The organism is Nonomuraea sp. NPDC049625 (assembly GCF_040675285.1).
Taxonomy (GTDB): Bacteria; Actinomycetota; Actinomycetes; order Streptosporangiales; family Streptosporangiaceae; genus Nonomuraea; species Nonomuraea angiospora_A.
This window is the reverse complement of the sequence record NZ_JBFAOQ010000002.1, coordinates 737,571-755,697: the sequence shown is the minus strand read 5'-3', so window position 1 is coordinate 755,697 and position 18,127 is coordinate 737,571. Positions and strand designations below refer to the sequence as shown.

Below are 18,127 nucleotides of genomic sequence, written 5' to 3'. Positions count from 1 at the left end.
CCGTCACAGCGTCAGAAGGTGAACGGCTGGGCCCGGACGCTGTTGTCGAAGTTCGACAGCAGCAGGTCGGGCTCGCCGACCGAGCGGATGTCGGGCAGCCTGGTCAGCAGCTCGCGGAACATCGTCCGCATTTCCTGCCTGGCCAGGTTGGCGCCGAGGCAGAAGTGCGGCCCGGGGCCGCCGAAGCCGACGTGCGGCTTGGTCTCGCGGGTGATGTCGAACGTGTCGGCGTCAGGGAAGACCGACTCGTCCCGGTTGGCCGATCCGTAGAACAGGACGACCTTGTCGCCCTTCTTCAGCTCCAGCCCGCGCAGCGAGTAGTCCTCGGTGACCGTGCGCCGGAACTGCATGATCGGCGACACGTACCGGACCATCTCCTCGATCGCGCCGTTGATGTGCGTGTCGAAGTCGCTCATCAGCAGCTCGCGCTGCGCCGGGTTGTCGGTGAGGAGCTTGATGCCGTGCGCCATCGTGTTGCGGGCCGTCTCGTTGCCCGCGACCAGCAGCAGCGAGAAGAACGAGCCGAGCTCCTTGTCGGCCAGCTTCTCCCCGTCGGGGTTGGCGTTGACCAGCAGGGACACCAGGTCGCCCTTGGGGTCGGCGACGCGCTCGTGGCCGAGCTTGATGACCATGCGCTGCAGGGCGAGCAGGGCCAGCATGTTCTGGCCGGCCATCTGGACGCTGCGGGCCAGGCTGGGGCGCACACCGGTGTACGCGGTGGAGATGTCGACGTGCTGGTGGACCTTCTCGCGCAGCTCCTGCGGGATGTCCAGCATGTCGCAGATGACATGGATGGGCAGCCGGGCGGCCACCTGGGCGACGAAGTCGCGCGGCCCGTCCCTGACGACGTCGTCGACGATGCGGGCACAGGCGGCCTCGATGTCGCTCTGCAGGCCGGCCAGCATCTTCGGGCTGAACGAACGGGTGACGATCCGGCGCAGGCGGGCGTGGCGCGGGTCGTCCATGTTGACCATCGACTCCCCGAACACCTGCTTCACCCAGCCGGGCGGCTCCGGGTTGGTGACGGCGGGCTCGCTGGAGAAGATCTTGGCGTTGCGGCTGGCCTCGACCACGTCCGTGTGCCGTACGAGGGCGTAGAAACCCTTGCCCGAGCGCAGGAACGGCACCTTCTTCTCGGGGAAGAACACCGGATGCTCCACCTGCCGGAGCCGGGCGAACGCCTCGTTACGCTCCTTGGGCGGCTTACGCCAGAAATCCAGATCCGCGAGATCGATGTCCACGCGTCTATCCTGGCACGTTCCCACCACGCCGTGGATCGCCAAGCGATGTGCATCCGGCTCTCCTGGGCCGTTCTCGCGCTGTTCAGGCACGGTTCGACCTGTGTGGACATTACTTCCGTTATGAACCTTCTCCTCGCCGCCTGCCTGGTTCTCCCTCTCGCCTCCGGCACGACTCCCGCCGCGGCACGGGCGTGCGGCGGGCACCCTCTCGACTTCGACGGCGACGGACGGCCCGACCTCGCCGTGGCCGCGCCCTACGACGACTCCCGGGCCGGGTCGGTGACCGTGATGTACGGGTCCGGGAAGAAGGTGAAGCTCACCCAGAACGGCGCCGAACCCGGTGACTCGTTCGGATCGGCGCTGGCCGTCGGCGACTTCAACGGGGACAAGTGCGCCGACCTGGCGGTCGGGGTGTCGGAGGAGTTCGTGGGGGCGCGGGTGCCGGGCGGGGACGGGAACGGGGTCGTCCAGATCTTCAACGGCTCGGTCGGCGGGCTGGTCCCGGGCAAGGAGCTGGCGCCGGCCAAGCCGTCCAGCGACCGGTTCGGGGCGGCGCTGGCCGCCGGTGACCTCGACGGGGACGGCAAGGACGAACTGGTCGTCGGCGCGCCCAGCCAGCGCTCGGGCGGGGCGGTGACGGTGTACTGGATGAAGGGGCGCAAGCCGTACCAGATCACTCAGAAGACGTCGTGGGTGCGGCAGGCGGCGAACGTGACCGACCAGTGGGGCGCCGCGCTGGCGACCGGGGACTTCGACGGGGACGGCAAGGACGAGCTGGTCGTCGGCGCGCCCGCCGACAGCGTCACGCTGGACGGGCAGGGGTCGGTGACCGTCGCCGACGTACGGGCGAAGCGGGCGCGGCTGCTCACCCAGAGCAGCCCCGGCATCAAGGGGGCCTCCGAGAAGTGGGACGCGTTCGGGGCCTCGCTGGCCACGGGCGACTTCAACGGGGACGGGCGGGCCGACCTGGCCATCGGGGTGCCGAGTGAGGGGCTCAGCGCGAACCAGCGGGCCATGGACTACGGCGACGGCACCGTGGACGTCCTGTACGGGTCGCGCGGCGGGCTGACCACCCGCAAGAGCGAGGCGTGGTCGCAGAACACGCTCAAGGGGGTGCCCCGGTACTACGACCGGTTCGGGGCGTCGCTGGCCGCCGGGGACTTCAACGGGGACGGGCACGACGAGCTGGCCATCGGCGTGCCCGGGGAGAAGGCGGTCCAGGTGCTGGCCGGGCGGGCGTCCGGCGGGCTGACGCGGGTGGGGAACCTGCTGATCAAGGGCGAGGGGCGGGACTTCGGGGCCGCCCTGGCCGCATTGCCGCTGAGCGAGCGTTATCGGGCGCTGGGGGCGCGGCGGCCGCTGTACGGGCTCGTGGTGGCGGCGCCGGACCAGGGGCTGGTCATGTACGCTCCCGGGTCCCGGAAGGCGGGGCTGAAGCTGGGCAAGGTGCGCCGGCTCAGCAAGGGCACGGGGCTGTACGGGTACACCTTCGGCTGAGCCGCTCCCAGGCCGCCGACGTGCTGAGTTCCGAGGGACGGCGTGGGGTGGGGATCGCCAGGGGCGGGGTTTGGGCCGAGCGTGACGGGGGTGGCGGTGTCGGGGGCGGCCGTGGCGGGGGCGGGTGGTCAGGTGGGGGGTGGGGTGGCGGTGGTGGGGAGGATGATGCGGAAGAGGGCGCCCTTGCCGGGTGAGCCTTCCGCCATCACGATCCCCCCGTGCGCCTCCACCAGCGTCGCCGCGATCGACAACCCCAGCCCCGACCCGCCCGCGCTCCGCGCCGGATCCGCCCGGTAGAAGCGCTCGAAGACGCGTTCGGCCACCTCCGGCGGGAAGCCGGGCCCCTCGTCGGCCACCTCCACCACGGCCTGGTCACCGTCCAGCCCGACCCGCACCTGGAAGGGCGTGCCGGGCGGCGTGTGGGTGAGGGCGTTCGTGACGAGGTTGTTGATCACCTGCCCGAGCCGCGACTCGTCCCCCGTCACGGTCACGTCCCCCTCACCCCCGAACAGCCGCACCAGCTCGATCCTGCGGTCCGGCGCCAGCGTCTGGGCGTCGATGACGGAGGTGGCGGCCAGGCTGAGCAGGTCCACGGGCCGCCGGGCCAGCTCCCGCCGCTGGTCGAGGCGGGCCAGCTGGAGCATGTCCTCCACCAGCAGCCCCATGCGGGCCGCCTGCCCCTCGATGCGGCTCAGCAGCCGTACGGCCTCCGCCAGGTCCTTCTCCTCCCCCAGCCGGTACAGCTCGGCGAACCCCCTGATCGACGTCAGCGGCGTGCGCAGCTCGTGGGAGGCGTCGGCCATGAACCTGCGCATCAGCTCCTCGGAGCGCCGCGCGGCCGTGGCGGACTGGCGGGCCGACTCTGCGGCCGCCTCGCGCTCGCGCGCCGCCGACTCGATCTGCGCGAGCATGCCGTTGAGGGAGCGGCCGAGCTTGCCGACCTCGGTGGTGGCCGCCCACATGGGCACGCGGCGGGACAGGTCGCCGCCCGCGATGTCCTTGGCCGTACGCGCGATCTCGCGGAGCGGGCGCAGGCTGCGGCGTACCAGCCAGTAGCAGGCGAACCCGAGCACCACCAGCGTGCCGCCGCCGGCGACCCCCACGATCAGGGCGAGCTGCGAGACCGTGGCGTCCACGTCGTTCAGGTTGACGGCGATCACCCGGGTCTCGCCGTCCCGGACCGGCACGGCGGTGACGCGCCAGCTCGGGCCACCGGCGGCGCGCGACTCGACGGTGAAGGGGTGGCCGTGGAGCTCCAGGACCGTGGCGAGGTCGAGCTTGGGCAGGGCGGGAGTGTGGTCCTCGGTGGACTCGCTGAGCGTCCTGATCGGAGCGCCGGTGGAGTCGAGGATCACCGCGTAGAACAGGCCGAAGAAACGCTGCGGGCGGGTGCCGGGACGGGGCTGGTCGGTGGGCGGCGGGGGCGGCTCGCGCAGCGGCCGGCTGGCCGCGAGCAGCTGCTGGTCCACGCGCTCGACGAGGTAGCCGCGCATCAGGCGTACGGCGAACAGGCCGGTCACGGTGATGGCGAGGGTGACCAGCAGGAGGGTCGCCGACACCAGCCGCAGCCACAGCGGGGACCTGGCCAGGTGTTTGCGCACCGCCGCGCCCTTCGCGCGGAGGTGTTGAGCGGGAGAGACGGCGCCGCTCATATGCGGGGCGGGCGCAGGATGTAGCCCACCCCGCGCAGCGTGTGCAGGTATTTGCGGTCCCCCGTGTCCACCTTCCGCCGCAGGTAGGAGACGTACGACTCGACGAGGCCGACGTCGGTGCGCCAGTCGCCGTTCCAGACGTGGTCGAGGATCTGCGTCTTGGACAGCACCCGGCCCACGTTGAGCATGAAGTACCGCAGCAGCCTGAACTCCGTCGGCGACAGCTTCACCGGGATGCCGTCGCGCCACACCTCGTGGCTCTCCTCGTCCAGCTCCAGGTCGGCCACCCGCATCCGGTTGGGCGGCGGCACGCCGCGCCGGGTCCGGCGCAGCACCGCGCGGATCCTGGCGATGACCTCCTCCAGGCTGAACGGCTTGGTCACGTAGTCCTCGCCCAGACCCAGCCCCGCGATGCGGTCCTCGGGGGTGTCCTTCGCCGTCACGAACAGCACCGGGACCCGGCGGCCGCGGGACCGCAGCCTGCCCGCGACCGCCAGGCCGTCCAGGTCGGGCAGCATGACGTCGAGCATCACCAGGTCAGGTGAGCTCTCCTCGGCCACCCGCAGCGCCTCCATGCCGTCGGCCGCGGTCAGCACCTCGAAGCCGGCCATGCGCAGGCTGGCCGAGAACAGCTCCCTGATGTTGGGCTCGTCGTCGACCACCAGCAGCCGGGCTTCGGGCTCGCGCGTCATCGCGGGCCTCCTCCCAGGTTCCCCTGCGTGATCGACGTCGCGGTCACCGAACCGTCGCCGCCCTGCCGGCCGCGGACGACCACCGTGGTGCCGGTCTGGAGGTCGGTCACCTTCCCGGGCTTGGAGATCTGGACGGTCGTCTGGTCGTCGGTGGCGACCGTGACGGTGGAGCCGTCCATGGTCTTCACGTAGACCTTGCCGCCCTCGACCTTCTCGACGGTGCCGATGGTGCCTCCCCCGCCGCCGCCCATCCGCTGGCCTCCACCGTAACCGGGCGGCTGTCCGGATCCGCCACGCTGCTGGCCGAAACCGCCCTGCTGCTGGCCGTACCCGCCGCCCATGGGGCGCTGCTGCGCCCCGGCGGCGGAGGCGGCCGGCGAGCCGAACAGGTTGGCGGCCTGAATGCCGATGAGGATACCGGCCACCAGCACGACGCCGGCGGCCAACGCCAGCGTGAGCTTGGAGGCGCCCTTCCGCGGCTGGACGGCGAGCTCCTCCTTCAGGTCGTCGGGGTACGGCGAGGAGTCGTCGAGCTGGGCCATGTCATTCTCCTTACTCGTGGCGCAGGGCCTGGATCGGCCTCAGCTTGGCCGCCCGGTTGGCGGGATAACTGCCGAAGAACAACCCGATCCCCACCGACACGCCCAGCGCGAGCGCCACCGACGACGGCACCAGGACCGGTTCGATGCCGGCCACCGTGAACCTGGTCCCGATGAACGCCACCAGCACCCCGGACAGCCCGCCGACCAAGCTCAGCAGCGTGGCCTCCAGCAGGAACTGGCCCAGGATCGCGCTCCTGGGCGCGCCGATCGCCTTGCGGATGCCGATCTCGCGCGTGCGCTCCGTGACGGTCACCAGCATGATGTTGGTGATGCCGATGCCGCCCACCAGCAGCGAGATCGCCGCCACGGCGCCCAGCAGCACGGTGAAGGTGCCGGTCGCCGCGCTGACGGTCTCCTGCAAGGTGGCCTGGTTGAGGATGCGGTAGTCGGCGTTGTCGTTCTTGATGCCGTGCCGCTGGTTGAGGATGGCCGTGACCTCGGCCTGCGCCGCCGTCGTGGTCTCCGCCCCGGACGCCTGCACGACGATCGAGTTGAGCGAGCCGAACCCGCTCAGGCTCTGCTGTACGGCGGGCAACGGCGCGATGGCCACGTCGTCGGCGTCCTGCATGCCGGTGGACCCGGCCTCCTTCAGCACCCCGACGACCGTGAACGGCACGCCGGACACGCTGACCTGCTTGCCGATGGGATCGACGGTGCCGAACAGCTCCTCCACGACGGTCTGGCCGAGCACCACGACCTTCCTGGCGGCCAGCACGTCGTCGTTGAAGAAGTACGTGCCCTTCGTGACCGGCTTGTTGACGGCCTCGAAGTAGCTGGGGTAGGTGCCGACGAACTGCGAGATCGCGTGGCTGGCGGCCCCGTACGTGGCCGTCGAGGAGGAGGCGGTCACGACCGGCGAGACGCTTCTGACGGAGGGCGCCAGGGTCTTGTCGGTCAGCGCCTTGGCGTCGGGCAGGCTGAGCTGCCTGGCCTGGGTGCGCGGGCCGGTGTTCGTGCCGCCGCCGGACGCCCGCACGACGCCGCCACCACCGCCGCCGCCGCCACCGCCACCGCCACCGCCCGAGAACTGCGGGGAGATCGTCAGGGTGTTGGCGCCGAGGCGCTGGATGTTGCGCTGGATGCTCTGCGAGGAGCCCTCGCCGATGGCGACCAGCATGATGACCGCGGCGACGCCGATGAGGATGCCGAGCGTGGTCAGCGAGCTGCGCATCTTGTTGGCCAGCAGGCCGCGCAGCGCGAAGCGGAGGATCTCGAGCTGGTTCACCGGGCCGCTCCCGCCATCCGGGGCGGCGGGCCGTCCACCGGGCCCTGGCGGCGGTCCTCCACGATCTCGCCGTCCACCAGCCTGATCACCCGCTTGGCGTGCGCGGCCACGTCGTTCTCGTGGGTGATGAGCACGATCGTGCGGCCCGACTCGCTGAGCCGGTCCAGGATCTCCAGGACGTCGTGCGTGGAGGCGGTGTCGAGGTTTCCGGTCGGCTCGTCGGCCAGCAGCAGCGCGGGCGCGGTGACCAGGGCTCTGGCCACGGCCACGCGCTGCTGCTGGCCGCCGGAGAGCTGGTTCGGCTCGTGGTGCACGCGGTCGGTCAGCCCGACCTGGTCCAGCGCCGCCAGGGCCCGCCTGCGCCGCTCGGCCTGGCCGATGCCGCCGTACACCAGCGGCAGCTCGACGTTGGCCAGCGCGCTCATGCGCGGGATCAGGTTGAACGACTGGAACACGAACCCGACCCTGCGGTTGCGCAGGATGGCGAGCTGGCGCTCGTCCAGCTGTCCCACGTCGGCGCCGTCGATCAGGTACGTGCCGGAGGTGGGAATGTCGAGGCAGCCGAGGATGTTCATGAGGGTCGACTTGCCGGAGCCGGAGGCGCCCATGATGGCGACGTAGTCGCCGCGCTCGACGTCCACGCTGATGCCGCGCAGGGCGCGGACCTTCGCGTCGCCCTCGCCGTACTCCTTGACCAGGTCCTTCACGCGCAGGACAGGGGGAACGTCCGGGGCCGTCATCGCCCGCCTCCCGGACCGCCGCCGCCGGGCACCCCGCCACCGCCGGGGAAGCCGCCGCCACCGCCGAAGCGCAGGTTGCCGCCCGTGGTGCTCGTCGTGGTCGCCGGAGGCACGATCTGGTCTCCCTCGGAGACGCCCGACTTGATCTCGGTCAGCGTCGTGCCCTGCACGCCGACCTCCACCGGGGTCCTGGTCTGCGTGCCGTTCCTGATCAGGGTGACCGTGGTCTGGCCGCCGCTGGTGGAGACCGCCGTCGAGGGTACGGTGACGACGTTGTCGGCCTGGCCGACCACGACCTCGACCGTGGCCGTCTGGCCCAGCCGCACCTGGCCCGGGACCTTTGTGAACGTCACCGTGACCGGATATTGCACGACATTGTTGCTGGTGGAGGCGACCGGCTGGATCTGGGTGACCTTGCCCGTGGCGGTCACCCCCGGCAGGGCGTCGAACGTGACCGTGGCCTCCTGGCCGTTCTTGAGCTTGCCGACGTCGGACTCGGTGAAGGTGCCCACGAGCTGCAGCTTGCCGGTGTCGGCCAGCTCGACGAAGCCGCCGGAGCTCTGAGCGCCGCCGGAGCCCGAGGACTGGCCCGTGCCCTGGCCGGAGGCCGCGCTCGAACCCGACCCGGAGCCGGATCCGGAGCCCGATCCCGAGCTGCTGCCGCCGACCGTGCCGTTCACCGCCGTGATCGTGCCCTTGAACGGCGCCTTCAGCACGGTGGCCGCGACCGTGCGCTGGGCCTCCCGGTAGGCGTTGCGGGCCTTGATGTAGGCGGCGTAGAGCTGGGCCGTCGAGGTCCCGTCGTCGACGGCCTCGTCGTACGTGGCCTTGGCCGCCGACAGGCTCTCCTGCGCGGCGTCGTCGTCGATCCTGGCCAGGAGGTCGCCCTTGCTCACCTTGTCGCCGGCCTTGACGTAGACCTTCTCGACCGTCCCCGTCGTACCGAACGAGAGGGCCCTGGATTTGGAGCTCTCGACCGCGCCCGACGCGGACACCGAGGCCACCACGGAGCCGCGGCTCGCGGTCACGGTCCTGACGGCCGTCTGGCCCGCCGCCTGTCCCGTGCCGAGCTGGGCGTACGCGAGCGCGGCACCGCCCAGCAGGAGCACCACCAGCGCTCCGTTGGTCATCAGCGCTCTGCGCCTTGTGGACACCTTCACAGGCGGTGACCCTTGCACACCAGGCTGCGCCGGAGCCGCGAGCGAGCTGAACGTTCGCTGACAACCTGGGGGTCCCTCCAGGTACACAGGTAACTCTTAGGCTGCTCGCAGCCTGGCACGAGCCGGCTTCGCCAGGATGGGCCGCCATGAGACCGACTTTCGCGCTGGGCGGCCTCGCCCTCGCCGTGCTCGTGGCCGGGTCCGGCCTGGCGCTGGCGCTGCGCGACGACGCACCGCCCACCGTCCAGGTACGGCTCGCCGCCGCGCAGCGCGGCCAGGTCACGGCCACGGTCAGCGCGGCGGGCAACACCGTGGACGGCTCGCGCAGGGACCTGGCGTTCGGCTCCTCGGGGACGCTGACCAAGGTGTACGTCAAAGTCGGGACCAAGGTGAAGAAGGGGCAGGTGCTGGCCAGAGTCGACGGGCGGTCGGCGCGGGAGGCGTACACGGCGGCCAAGGCCGATCTCGCCGCCGCCGAGGAAGCCCTGGAGGACGCCCAGGAGAAGGCGGCGTCCCCGACCACCGCCGCCGGCCCCGCGGCCTGTACGCCGTCCGGGAACGGCGCCACGCCGGCCACGTCCGCCGGCGGGACACCTGCTGGTTCGGCGACACCCACCAGAGGCGCGACCCCCACGGGCGCGGCCACGGGTACGGCCACGGGTACGGCCACGCCCGCGGGCAGGCCGAGCGGTGGCGCGGTCGGCGGCAACGGGGCGAGCGGCAATGGGGCGAACGGCGCGCTCGGGCCGACGGCGCCGCCCACCCAGGGCGTGTCCCTGAACAACGGGAGCCCGGCCACCGGCTCCACCCCCCGCCCCACCAGCACTCCGACCTCCGTGCCCACGGACCCCGGCCCCACCGGCCCCGGGCCCGAGCCGCAGCCCACGGTCACGGTCACCGTGACGGCCACTGTGACGGCCACCGTCACCACGACCGTCACCGCCGCCCCGACCGGCGGCGCTCCCCAAGGCGGCACCCCGGGCGGGGGCTCCGACCAGTCCGGGAGCCGTCCCACCTCGGACGCCACCCCGTCCGCCACGAGCTCCGGCAAGCCGTCCACCAGCGCGAAGCCGTCGGCGACCGGCCGCCCCACGGGCAGCGGCAAGCCGTCGGCGAGAGCGAGCACCAGGCCGACCGACGGCGCCGCCCGGCCGAACGCGCAGTCCTCCTGCAACCGCGGCACGGGCTCCGCGGGCCAGAGCCAGAGCCAGAGCCAGGGCCAGGCTCAGGGTCAGGGCGGCGTCAGCGAGGAGCAGGCCGGCGCGAACGTGGACCGCGCGCAGGCCGCCCTCGAACAGGCCGCCGACGCCGTACGGGCGACCCGCATCGTGGCCCCCGCGGCGGGCACGGTGCTGTCGCTGGCGGGCGCGGTCGGCGACCAGGCAGGCACCGGCACCTTCGTCAGCCTCGGCGACCTCAACGAGCTGCAGGTCCAGGCCATGGTCACCGAGTCGGACGTGAACCGGCTCAAGCTCGGCCAGAAGGCCCGGATCACCCTGGCCACCCGGAACGGCCGGCAGTACGAGGGGACGATCACGGCCATCGCGCCGACCGCGACGGTGAGCGGCCAGCTCGTCCGCTACTCGGTCACCCTGGCCTTCGACGAGCCGCCCACCGGGCTCATGCTCGGGCAGACCGCCTCGGTGACGGTCACCACGGACACGGCCGCGGACGCGATCTACGTGCCCGCCTCGGCGGTCCGCAGCAGGTCGGACGGCGCCCAGGTGGTCACGGTTCGGGCGGGCGGACGGGACTCGGCGAAGGTGGTGCGGACGGGCGTCCGCGGCGACCAGTACGTGGAGGTGACCTCAGGGCTGCAGGAGAGCGACGAAGTGGTCATGTCGGGCGCGACGAACGGCGAGTTCCCGGACGCGAGCTGGCCCGGCGCCTAACCCCTGGACCGGCGCTTGACCCCCTGGTCCGGCGCCTGACCCCCCTGGACCGGCCCGGCACCTCCTCTCCCGCCGGGTCCCGGGCAGGGCCGCACGTGGCGCGTGCCGCCCCGGCCCGGCGCGCCCACCGGCGGCGCCACCCGGCGCTTCCGGTGGGCGCGGCAAACGCGCCCGGGAGCGCGGCCGGCCCGCCGGGCGTGCGCGTGGTTGAGCGGATTTTCAGGCTGCTCCCAGCAAACGTTCAGCCGACGCGCGGTGCGCCCGCCCGGCCGGCGGCCGCGGGACCGGTGGTCGCGGGGATGGTGAGCCGGTGAGCGGTCTTCGCCTGCGCGCCCCGCCGGGAGATGTAGTCCAATGTCCGGTAATCGACGGAAAGCTCATCCCGGGTCAGCCGCGCCATCAGGTACCCCCGCCGCTGGTCGATGAAGGAGATGTGCGGGTTCTCCTGCAGCGCCTCCGCGATCCACGTCCGGTCCCGGTACCCGTCGCCGTCGCTCGCGATCGACGAGGCGATCAGCTCCTTGGCCACCACCGGCGAGTCCGGGTCGTCGAAGTCGGTCTTGAGCTCGGCCAGGTGGTGCATGTGCGCGTCCCCCGTCAGCACCACCGGGTTCTCGGTGCCCGCCAGCGACCCCAGCAGCCGGGTCCGCTCGGCGGCGTACCCGTCCCAGGAGTCCAGGTTCACCTCGCGCCCGGGCCCGACCTTGTAGTCGCGCTGCGCCATCATGATCTGCTGCCCCAGCAGGTTCCAGCGGGTGGTCGAGCCGCGCAGGCCGCTCTCCAGCCAGCGCCACTGGTCGGACCCGAGCAGCGTCCGCCCCGACGCCAGCCGGTCGTCGCACCCGGCCCGCACGCCGTCCAGGCACGCCTGGTCGTCGCGGAACTGCCGGGTGTCCAGCAGGTGGAAGCGGGCCAGCGTCCCCCAGGAGATCCGCCGGTTCACCCTGAGCACCGCCCCCTGGAGGCTGGCGCGGCGCAGCGGCATGTTCTCGTAGTACGCCCGGAACGCGTGCGTCCTGCGCGTGGTGAAGCCGGGCGCGTTCGTGCTGGAGACGGGGCCGGCCCAGTTGTTCTCCACCTCGTGGTCGTCGAACGCCACCAGCCACGGCGCCACCGCGTGCGCGGCCTGCAGGTCGTGGTCGCTCTTGTACTGGGCGTGCCGCAGCCGGTAGTCGGCGAGCGTCTCGCACTTGCCGGGCGTGTGGGTGCGTACGCGGCCGGCCAGCGCCGTGTAGCCGCTGGGGCCGTACTCGTACATGTAGTCGCCGAGGAACACCACCAGGTCGGGCTCCTGCTCGGCCAGGCGGCGGTAGGCCGTGTAGTAGCCGTGCTCGTAGTGCGCGCACGCCGCCACCGCGAAGTTGAGCGGCGTCTCCCCGGAGGGGGTCGTCCTGGTGCGGGCCGCCGGGGAGAGCCTGCCCTCGCTTCTGAAGCGGTAGAAGTACTCGCGCCCCGGCTCCAGCCCGTCCAGCTCGACGTGGACGCTGTGGGCGTCGCGCGACCTGGCGGTGGCCGTACCGGACCTGGCGATCTTGGAGAAGCGCTCGTCGGCCGAGACCTGCCAGTCCACGTCCACGTCACGGGCGGGCATGCCGCCGCGGCCGTCGCCGGCCAGCGGGTCGAGCGCCAGCCTGGTCCACAGGACGAAGCCGTCGGCCGACGGGTCGCCGGAGGCCACGCCCAGCGTGAACGGGTCGGATCTGAGGGTTCTGGCCGCTGCCGCCGGTGTGGCGGTCTGGGGGAGGAGGAGTCCGGCTGTCGCCGCTGTCAGGAAGGCTCTGCGGTCCACGTTCACAGGTATGTCCGCCCGCGCTGACCCGGCCGTGACAGCCGAGTCAAGCACGGGTGAACAGCATCAGTCGTCCTGTTCGCGAGGTTCGGCCTCGGCCGATGACCTCACTGAGCGTTCATCCGATGGCTCCGTGAACGCCAGACAGCGTTCCGCGGAGCGTGGCCGCGTCCGTGAAGTGCACGCCGGTCATGCCCGCGCGCTCGGCGCCCTCGACGTTCTCCTCGCGGTCGTCGATGAAGACGACCTCGGACGGGTCGGCGCCCAGCGCGCGGGCCATCGCGTCGTAGATCTCCCGGTCGGGTTTGACCAGGCCCATCCTGCCGCTGTAGAAGCGGTGGCCGACCTCGGCGATCCAGGGCAGCTCGTCCAGGCCGTCGCCGACGCAGACGGGCATGTTGGACAGCAGCGCCACGTCACGGCCGGCCCCGATCAGCTCGCCGAGCAGGGTGACCGTGCTCTCGTTCGGGTACGCCCAGCTCGCGACGTCCATGGCGACCAGGCGGGCGAGCTCGGACCGGGTGACGGGCCGGTCCAGCACGGCCGACCAGTAGTCCAGCGGGCCCAGGCTCCCCCGGTCGAACTCCAGGCGGTGCTCCCAGTAGCCGTGCCGGAACGCGTCCGGGTCCGCGCCCACCGCCCGCGCCATGGCCTCGTTGTCGGACTCGAGCTGGGGCAGGCACAGGACGCCGCCGTAGTCGAACACAATCCACGTCATGCCAGGAATGGTCGCAGATGCGGGTCGAGCGCCGGGCAACCTAGGTACTTCTCGACCGTGTGAAAGTCGATCCAGTCCAGGTTGACCAGCTCTTCGGCGTCGATGCCGGTGAAGCTGACGGCCAGGTTGGGCGGGATGGCGGCGATGTCGTCCTTGTCGGCGATGTTCACCCAGCGCCTGACGCCCGGGGGGCGTTCGCCATGGCCGTTGATGGGGGCGGGCAGGAGGCGCTCGAAGACGACGTTGCGCATGCCGAGCGGGCTGCCCAGGGTGATCAGGAGGTCGATCCGGAGGCTGGGGTCGCCCCAGAGCGTCTCGTACGCGACCACGCTGCCGAGCGAGTGGGCGATCACCACCTTGGGCCGGTTGCGCCTGATCGCGTCGGCCACGGCCTGCCGGCACCTCTCGCGCTTGCCCTCGTCCGTGAGGTACGCCGCCACCTCCGGCGCGAACAGCTTGGCGAACGCCGCCGACCTGCCGTCCAGCCGGTCGAGCAACCAGCCGGTGAACGACTTGAGCGCCCCCGTCACGTGCTCGCCCACGCCCAGGTTCTTCGCCCAGGCGACGAGCACCTGCTGGATCTGGCCCTCCGCCGCCGCGGCGGCCCTCGCCTCCTCCTCGCCGCCCTTGCCGCTGTGCAGGTGGTGCGAGAAGTAGGCGACCTCGCTGAAGTACGGCCGCGCCTCGCCCCCGAGCGCCACCTGCAGGTAGCGGTCCCACTTGACCCGCATGGCCTCGGCCGCCCCGGTCGCGGACCGTCCCGCCTCGAGGTAGTAGTTGTACTTGCCGATCCCGTGCACGCCGACGATCGCGGTCACAGCGCCTCCCCACCCGTGATCTCCACGCGCGATGGTGGCACACGTCGCTTGCAGTCCGCCATCGAGCGGATAGGCAAAATGCCGTTGCGCGCGGCATATATCACCCATTTACTGTTAATGCTGGTAAGAGAACAGGAGTCCCGCCCATGCCCGGCCCGCTGATCGTCAACGACTCGATCGTCATTCCCGACGTCGAGCTCGTCTGGCGTTTCTCACGTTCGTCGGGCCCAGGTGGCCAGGGCGTCAACACCACCGACAGCCGCGTGGAGCTCGTCTTCGACGTGGCCGCCAGCACCGCGCTGCCGCCCGCGCTCAAGGCCAGGGCGCTCGACCGGCTGGGGTCCCCGACGATCACGATCGCCGCCTCCGAATACCGCTCCCAGCTGCGCAACCGGGAGGCCGCGGCGCACCGCCTGGCCCAGCGCCTGCGCGAGGCCATCGCCCCGCCGCCGAAGCGCCGCCGCCCGACCAAGCCCAGCCGCGGCGCCGTCGAGCGCCGCATCGCCGCGAAGAAGCAGCGCTCCGACCTGAAGCGCCTGCGCCGCGAACCCTAGCGGGGCCGTGAGCCCCGACCGAGCCCTCAGCCCTGATCGGGCCCTGAGCCCTGGCCGATCAGGCGGGGCAGGTCCGTGATGGTGGTCGACAGGTAGTCCGCCACCGGCTCGGGGACCAGGTGCCGGGACGTGATCTCCGAACGGTTCAGCCGTACCCGCTCCACCTCGTACAGCCCCCGCGACGGGTCCTCGAACTCGGGCCCGTGCCGCAGCCCCGGATCCATCGCCACCAGGCGGCAGCCGTAGACGTGCTGCGTCTTGAGCTCGCCCTTCCACGGGTATGACAGCGTGACCAGGGGCGTCACCGCCGAGACGGTCGCGCCCAGCTCCTCGAGCAGCTCCCGGTGCAGGGTGTGCTCCAGCGTGTCGTCCCCCGGTTCGACATGCCCTCCGGGGATGCTCCAATAGACGTCGCGTCCCGGAACCGTACGACGGAAGATCACCAGCCGCTCGTCGTGGTCGAGCAGGACACCGCGGACGCTGGGTCGCATAGGGACACCCTATTTGACCGGTATGTCCTTCCGGTAGCCTAACCTACGGTACCGTAACCTGAAGGAGAAGATCTTTTATGGCGATGACTCAGACGGAGCTGCTGCACGAGCTGGAGCCCGTGGTGGCCGTGGAGCTCGACCGCCATCACACGATGGCGAAGGAGTGGTTCCCGCACGAGTACATCCCGTGGAGCGAGGGCCGCGACTTCGACGGCATCTACGGGGGCGAGGCGTGGCAGGAAGGCGACTCCAAGATCCCCGAGGCGGCTCGCATCTCGCTCATCGTCAATCTCCTGACCGAGGACAACCTCCCCAGCTACCACCACGAGATCGCCAGCACGTTCGGCCGCGACGGCGCCTGGGGCACCTGGGTGCACCGCTGGACGGCCGAGGAGGACCGCCACGGCACCGCGCTCCGCGACTACCTCACGGTCACCCGCGCCGTCGATCCCGTGGCGCTCGAGCGCGCCCGCATGCACCACATGGAGAACGGCTTCACCACCGAGTACGGCACCATGCTCCAGCAGCTCGCGTACGTCTCCTTCCAGGAGCTGGCCACCCGCATCGCGCACCGCAACACCGGCAAGGCCTCCGGCGACGAGGGCTGCGAGCGCCTGCTCGCCAGGATCGCCGCCGACGAGAACCTGCACATGCTCTTCTACCGCAACCTGCTCAAGGCCGCCTTCGAGCTGGACCCCAACCAGACCATGCGCGCGGTGACCGACGTCGTCACCACGTTCCAGATGCCGGGCTCGGGCATCGAGGGGTTCACCCGCAAGGCCATGATCATCGCGAACGAGGGCATCTACGACCTGCGCCTGCACCTGGACGACGTGCTGATGCCGGTGCTGAAGCAGTGGTCGGTGTTCGACAAGACCGGGCTGGACGCCGAGGGCGAGCAGGCCCGCGAGCAGCTGTCCGCGTTCCTGGCCAAGACCGAGACCACGGCCGCCAGGTTCGTCGAGCGCCGCGAGGAGCGCCGGGCGCGCGCCGCCGCCCGCTGACACGCCTTCGCCCGGCCCCCGAGGCACGTCGCTGCCATCCGGCGAGGAGCGCCGCCGTGGAATGATCCTGCCCTATGGATCTCCCCACCCAGCTGCTCCTCAGCGTCTTCACGCTCCTGATGATCATCGGCCTGGCCACGGCGGCGCAGCGCCTGCTGGGCGTCAGGTTCGGCAGGCTGCGCACGTTCCTGGCCGCGCTGGTCGCCTTCGGGCTGGCGCAGCCGATGCTGGAGCCGATCCTGGCCTCGCTCGGCCCCATCGGCCGCGAGAACCCGCCCGCCGCGCCGGCGCTGGGGATCCTGCTGCTCATCGTCATGAGCGTGGTGCTGATCCCCATGGTGATCCTGGTGATCGCCGAGGCACTGGTGCCGCCGGGCTCGGTGCCGGGACCGCTGGAGCTCGTCAGGTCCGTACGCGGCCGCCTCTCCCGGGCCAGGCGCTACTCGCAGATCACCAGGATCGCCATCAAGCACGGCCTCGGCCCGTACCTGCGCGGCCGGGGCGAGCGGCTCGACGACCGCCCGGGGAAGGTGCGGCTGGCCAGGTCGCTGCGCGAGGCCCTCGACGAGGGCGGCGTCACGTTCGTCAAGCTCGGCCAGGTCCTGTCCACCCGGCGCGACCTGCTGCCCGCCGAGTTCGTCGAGGAGCTGGGCCGGCTGCAGGACCAGGTCGCCCCGGCGCCGTGGCCGGAGATCGAGCCGGTGCTCGCCGCCGAGCTGGGCGGGCCGGTGGACGAGGCGTTCGCCGAGTTCGACCGGACACCGCTGGCCGCCGCCTCCATCGGGCAGGTCCACGCCGCCCGCCTGCACTCGGGCGAGAGCGTCGTGGTCAAGGTGCTGCGGCCGGGCATCTGGCCGGTGGTCTCGAAGGATCTCGACATCGTCCGGCGGCTGGCGGCCACGCTGGAGTCCAGGACCCGCTGGGGCCGCTCGCTCGGGCTGCGCGACCTGGCCGACGGGTTCGCGACGGCGATCCGCGAGGAGCTCGACTTCCGGGTGGAGGCGGCCAACATGGCGGCCGTCACCGCCGGCGGCGGTGTCACGTACCCCGCCCCGATCAGCGCCATGTGCACCGAACGCGTGCTCGTCATGCGGCGCCTGTCCGGCCGGCCGGTCACCGCCGCCGCCCCCGAGCAGGGCCCGCAGCTGGCCCGCGACCTGCTCGACTGCCTGCTCAGGCAGATCCTGATCGAGGGCGTCTTCCACGCCGACCCGCATCCCGGCAACCTCATGCTGCTCGACGACGGCACGCTGGGGCTGCTCGACTTCGGCGCGGTCGGGCGGCTCGACGACTCCGTGCGCTCGGCGCTGCGGCGCTTCCTGCTCGCCATGAACCGCCAGGACCCGCTGGGCGTCACCGACGCGCTGCTCGAGGTCGTGCCCAGGCCGGAGGACATCGACGAGGCCGCGCTCGAACGGGCGCTCGGCCAGTTCATGGCCAGGCACGTGACGGCCGGCATGGACAGCGCGCAGATGTTCACCGACCTGTTCAGGATCGTCTCGGCGTACGGGCTGTCGATCCCGCCCGAGGTGGCCGCCGTCTTCCGCGCGCTGGCCACGCTGGAGGGCACGCTCGTGCGCCTCTCCCCCGGGTTCGACCTCATCGGCGAGGCCCGGTCGTTCGCCGGCCGCCATCTCGCCGAGCGGATCACCCCGGAGACGATCAAGGAGTCCGCCATGCAGGAGCTGGTCGCGCTGCTGCCGATGCTGCGCCGCCTGCCGCGCCGCGTCGAGCGCATCGCGAGCGCCGCGGAGCACGGCCGGTTCTCCATGAACGTGCGGCTGCTGGCCGACGACCGCGACCGCCGCTACGTGACGGGCCTGCTCCACCAGGTGCTGCTGACGGTGCTCGGCGCCACGGCCGGGGTGATGGCGGTCATCCTCCTCGGGACGGCCGGCGGCCCGCCGGCGCTGGCGAACACCACGCTCTTCCAGCTCATCGGCTACAACCTGCTGGTGATCGCCGCCATCCTGGTGCTGCGCGTCCTGGCGCTGATCTTCCGCCGCCCGCGCGCCTCGGATGATCACCCGGCGCGGCGATAGGACGCGAACG

At 71.9% G+C, this 18,127-nt stretch carries 16 protein-coding genes; 5 read left to right on the top strand and 11 right to left on the bottom strand.

The window, feature by feature from the left end:
• Nucleotides 1–11 precede the first annotated feature (11 nt).
• Nucleotides 12–1,241: a cytochrome P450 gene (locus tag AB0J87_RS10910; protein ID WP_363964170.1), complete on the bottom strand. Its 1,230-nt coding sequence runs from the start codon at nt 1,239–1,241 to the stop codon at nt 12–14.
• A gap of 120 nt (nt 1,242–1,361) precedes the next feature.
• Between AB0J87_RS10910 and AB0J87_RS10905 the strand changes: the two genes are divergently transcribed.
• Nucleotides 1,362–2,738, top strand: coding sequence for an FG-GAP and VCBS repeat-containing protein (locus AB0J87_RS10905; RefSeq protein WP_363964168.1), 1,377 nt, complete (start codon nt 1,362–1,364; stop codon nt 2,736–2,738).
• Between the two features lie 128 nt (nt 2,739–2,866).
• Here AB0J87_RS10905 and AB0J87_RS10900 read toward each other — a convergent pair whose 3' ends face one another.
• The 6 genes from AB0J87_RS10900 to AB0J87_RS10875 are packed head-to-tail and all read right to left on the bottom strand — an operon-like array spanning nt 2,867 to nt 8,779.
• Entirely contained in the window at nt 2,867–4,339 is a 1,473-nt protein-coding gene (locus AB0J87_RS10900; RefSeq protein WP_363964166.1) for a HAMP domain-containing sensor histidine kinase, read from the bottom strand.
• A 47-nt stretch (nt 4,340–4,386) separates the two neighbouring features.
• Nucleotides 4,387–5,082, bottom strand: a complete 696-nt coding sequence (locus AB0J87_RS10895; protein ID WP_350726732.1) for a response regulator transcription factor — start codon at nt 5,080–5,082, stop codon at nt 4,387–4,389.
• The gene (locus AB0J87_RS10890; protein ID WP_363964164.1) at nt 5,079–5,624 is read right to left on the bottom strand and encodes a hypothetical protein; all 546 of its coding nucleotides are present in this window, start codon (nt 5,622–5,624) and stop codon (nt 5,079–5,081) included. Before AB0J87_RS10890 ends, AB0J87_RS10895 begins: the two co-directional genes overlap by 4 nt.
• Before the next feature lie 10 nt (nt 5,625–5,634).
• On the bottom strand, nt 5,635–6,909 hold the full coding sequence (locus AB0J87_RS10885; RefSeq protein ID WP_363964162.1) for an ABC transporter permease: 1,275 nt from the start codon (nt 6,907–6,909) through the stop codon (nt 5,635–5,637).
• Nucleotides 6,906–7,649 (bottom strand): ABC transporter ATP-binding protein, encoded by a 744-nt coding sequence (locus tag AB0J87_RS10880; protein WP_350726726.1) that lies wholly within the window; start codon nt 7,647–7,649, stop codon nt 6,906–6,908. The genes AB0J87_RS10885 and AB0J87_RS10880 overlap by 4 nt, the downstream gene beginning before the upstream one ends.
• Entirely contained in the window at nt 7,646–8,779 is a 1,134-nt protein-coding gene (locus AB0J87_RS10875; RefSeq protein WP_363964160.1) for a biotin/lipoyl-binding protein, read from the bottom strand. The genes AB0J87_RS10880 and AB0J87_RS10875 overlap by 4 nt, the downstream gene beginning before the upstream one ends.
• A 176-nt stretch (nt 8,780–8,955) precedes the next feature.
• Here AB0J87_RS10875 and AB0J87_RS10870 point away from each other — a divergent pair, with 176 nt between their 5' ends.
• Nucleotides 8,956–10,701: an efflux RND transporter periplasmic adaptor subunit gene (locus tag AB0J87_RS10870; protein ID WP_363964158.1), complete on the top strand. Its 1,746-nt coding sequence runs from the start codon at nt 8,956–8,958 to the stop codon at nt 10,699–10,701.
• A gap of 241 nt (nt 10,702–10,942) precedes the next feature.
• On the opposite strand, the gene AB0J87_RS10865 is transcribed toward AB0J87_RS10870, so the two are convergent.
• The 3 genes from AB0J87_RS10865 to AB0J87_RS10855 form a co-directional block, all read right to left on the bottom strand.
• Nucleotides 10,943–12,490, bottom strand: coding sequence for an alkaline phosphatase D family protein (locus tag AB0J87_RS10865; protein ID WP_363964156.1), 1,548 nt, complete (start codon nt 12,488–12,490; stop codon nt 10,943–10,945).
• A gap of 118 nt (nt 12,491–12,608) precedes the next feature.
• Complete coding sequence (locus tag AB0J87_RS10860) at nt 12,609–13,208, bottom strand: HAD family phosphatase (protein WP_363964155.1); 600 nt, start codon at nt 13,206–13,208, stop codon at nt 12,609–12,611.
• On the bottom strand, nt 13,205–14,026 hold the full coding sequence (locus AB0J87_RS10855; RefSeq protein WP_363964153.1) for a hypothetical protein: 822 nt from the start codon (nt 14,024–14,026) through the stop codon (nt 13,205–13,207). Before AB0J87_RS10855 ends, AB0J87_RS10860 begins: the two co-directional genes overlap by 4 nt.
• Nucleotides 14,027–14,172: 146 nt before the next feature.
• Here AB0J87_RS10855 and arfB point away from each other — a divergent pair, with 146 nt between their 5' ends.
• Nucleotides 14,173–14,580, top strand: a complete 408-nt coding sequence (gene arfB / locus AB0J87_RS10850) for an alternative ribosome rescue aminoacyl-tRNA hydrolase ArfB (RefSeq protein ID WP_185073280.1) — start codon at nt 14,173–14,175, stop codon at nt 14,578–14,580.
• Between the two features lie 26 nt (nt 14,581–14,606).
• Here the strand turns inward: arfB and AB0J87_RS10845 are convergent, their stop codons facing one another.
• Nucleotides 14,607–15,071, bottom strand: a complete 465-nt coding sequence (locus tag AB0J87_RS10845; protein ID WP_363964150.1) for an NUDIX hydrolase — start codon at nt 15,069–15,071, stop codon at nt 14,607–14,609.
• Nucleotides 15,072–15,148: 77 nt separating this feature from the next.
• Here AB0J87_RS10845 and AB0J87_RS10840 point away from each other — a divergent pair, with 77 nt between their 5' ends.
• Together AB0J87_RS10840 and AB0J87_RS10835 are read left to right on the top strand one after the other, a co-directional pair.
• A complete protein-coding gene (locus AB0J87_RS10840; RefSeq protein WP_350726712.1) occupies nt 15,149–16,075 on the top strand; it encodes an acyl-ACP desaturase in 927 nt (308 codons plus the stop codon).
• 74 nt (nt 16,076–16,149) lie between these two features.
• Nucleotides 16,150–18,117, top strand: a complete 1,968-nt coding sequence (locus tag AB0J87_RS10835; protein ID WP_363964148.1) for an AarF/UbiB family protein — start codon at nt 16,150–16,152, stop codon at nt 18,115–18,117.
• Nucleotides 18,118–18,127 lie beyond the last annotated feature (10 nt).

Excerpts from the sequence above, each read along its gene's own strand:
- AB0J87_RS10890 (WP_363964164.1), bottom strand. The coding sequence starts at position 5,624 with ATGGCCCAGCTCGACGACTCCTCGCCGTACCCCGACGACCTGAAGGAG.
- AB0J87_RS10835 (WP_363964148.1), top strand. The coding sequence starts at position 16,150 with ATGGATCTCCCCACCCAGCTGCTCCTCAGCGTCTTCACGCTCCTGATG.
- AB0J87_RS10845 (WP_363964150.1), bottom strand. The coding sequence starts at position 15,071 with ATGCGACCCAGCGTCCGCGGTGTCCTGCTCGACCACGACGAGCGGCTG.
- AB0J87_RS10905 (WP_363964168.1), top strand. The coding sequence starts at position 1,362 with ATGAACCTTCTCCTCGCCGCCTGCCTGGTTCTCCCTCTCGCCTCCGGC.
- AB0J87_RS10895 (WP_350726732.1), bottom strand. The coding sequence starts at position 5,082 with ATGACGCGCGAGCCCGAAGCCCGGCTGCTGGTGGTCGACGACGAGCCC.
- AB0J87_RS10860 (WP_363964155.1), bottom strand. The coding sequence starts at position 13,208 with ATGACGTGGATTGTGTTCGACTACGGCGGCGTCCTGTGCCTGCCCCAG.
- arfB (WP_185073280.1), top strand. The coding sequence starts at position 14,173 with ATGCCCGGCCCGCTGATCGTCAACGACTCGATCGTCATTCCCGACGTC.
- AB0J87_RS10875 (WP_363964160.1), bottom strand. The coding sequence starts at position 8,779 with ATGACCAACGGAGCGCTGGTGGTGCTCCTGCTGGGCGGTGCCGCGCTC.
- AB0J87_RS10840 (WP_350726712.1), top strand. The coding sequence starts at position 15,149 with ATGGCGATGACTCAGACGGAGCTGCTGCACGAGCTGGAGCCCGTGGTG.
- AB0J87_RS10870 (WP_363964158.1), top strand. The coding sequence starts at position 8,956 with ATGAGACCGACTTTCGCGCTGGGCGGCCTCGCCCTCGCCGTGCTCGTG.
- AB0J87_RS10880 (WP_350726726.1), bottom strand. The coding sequence starts at position 7,649 with ATGACGGCCCCGGACGTTCCCCCTGTCCTGCGCGTGAAGGACCTGGTC.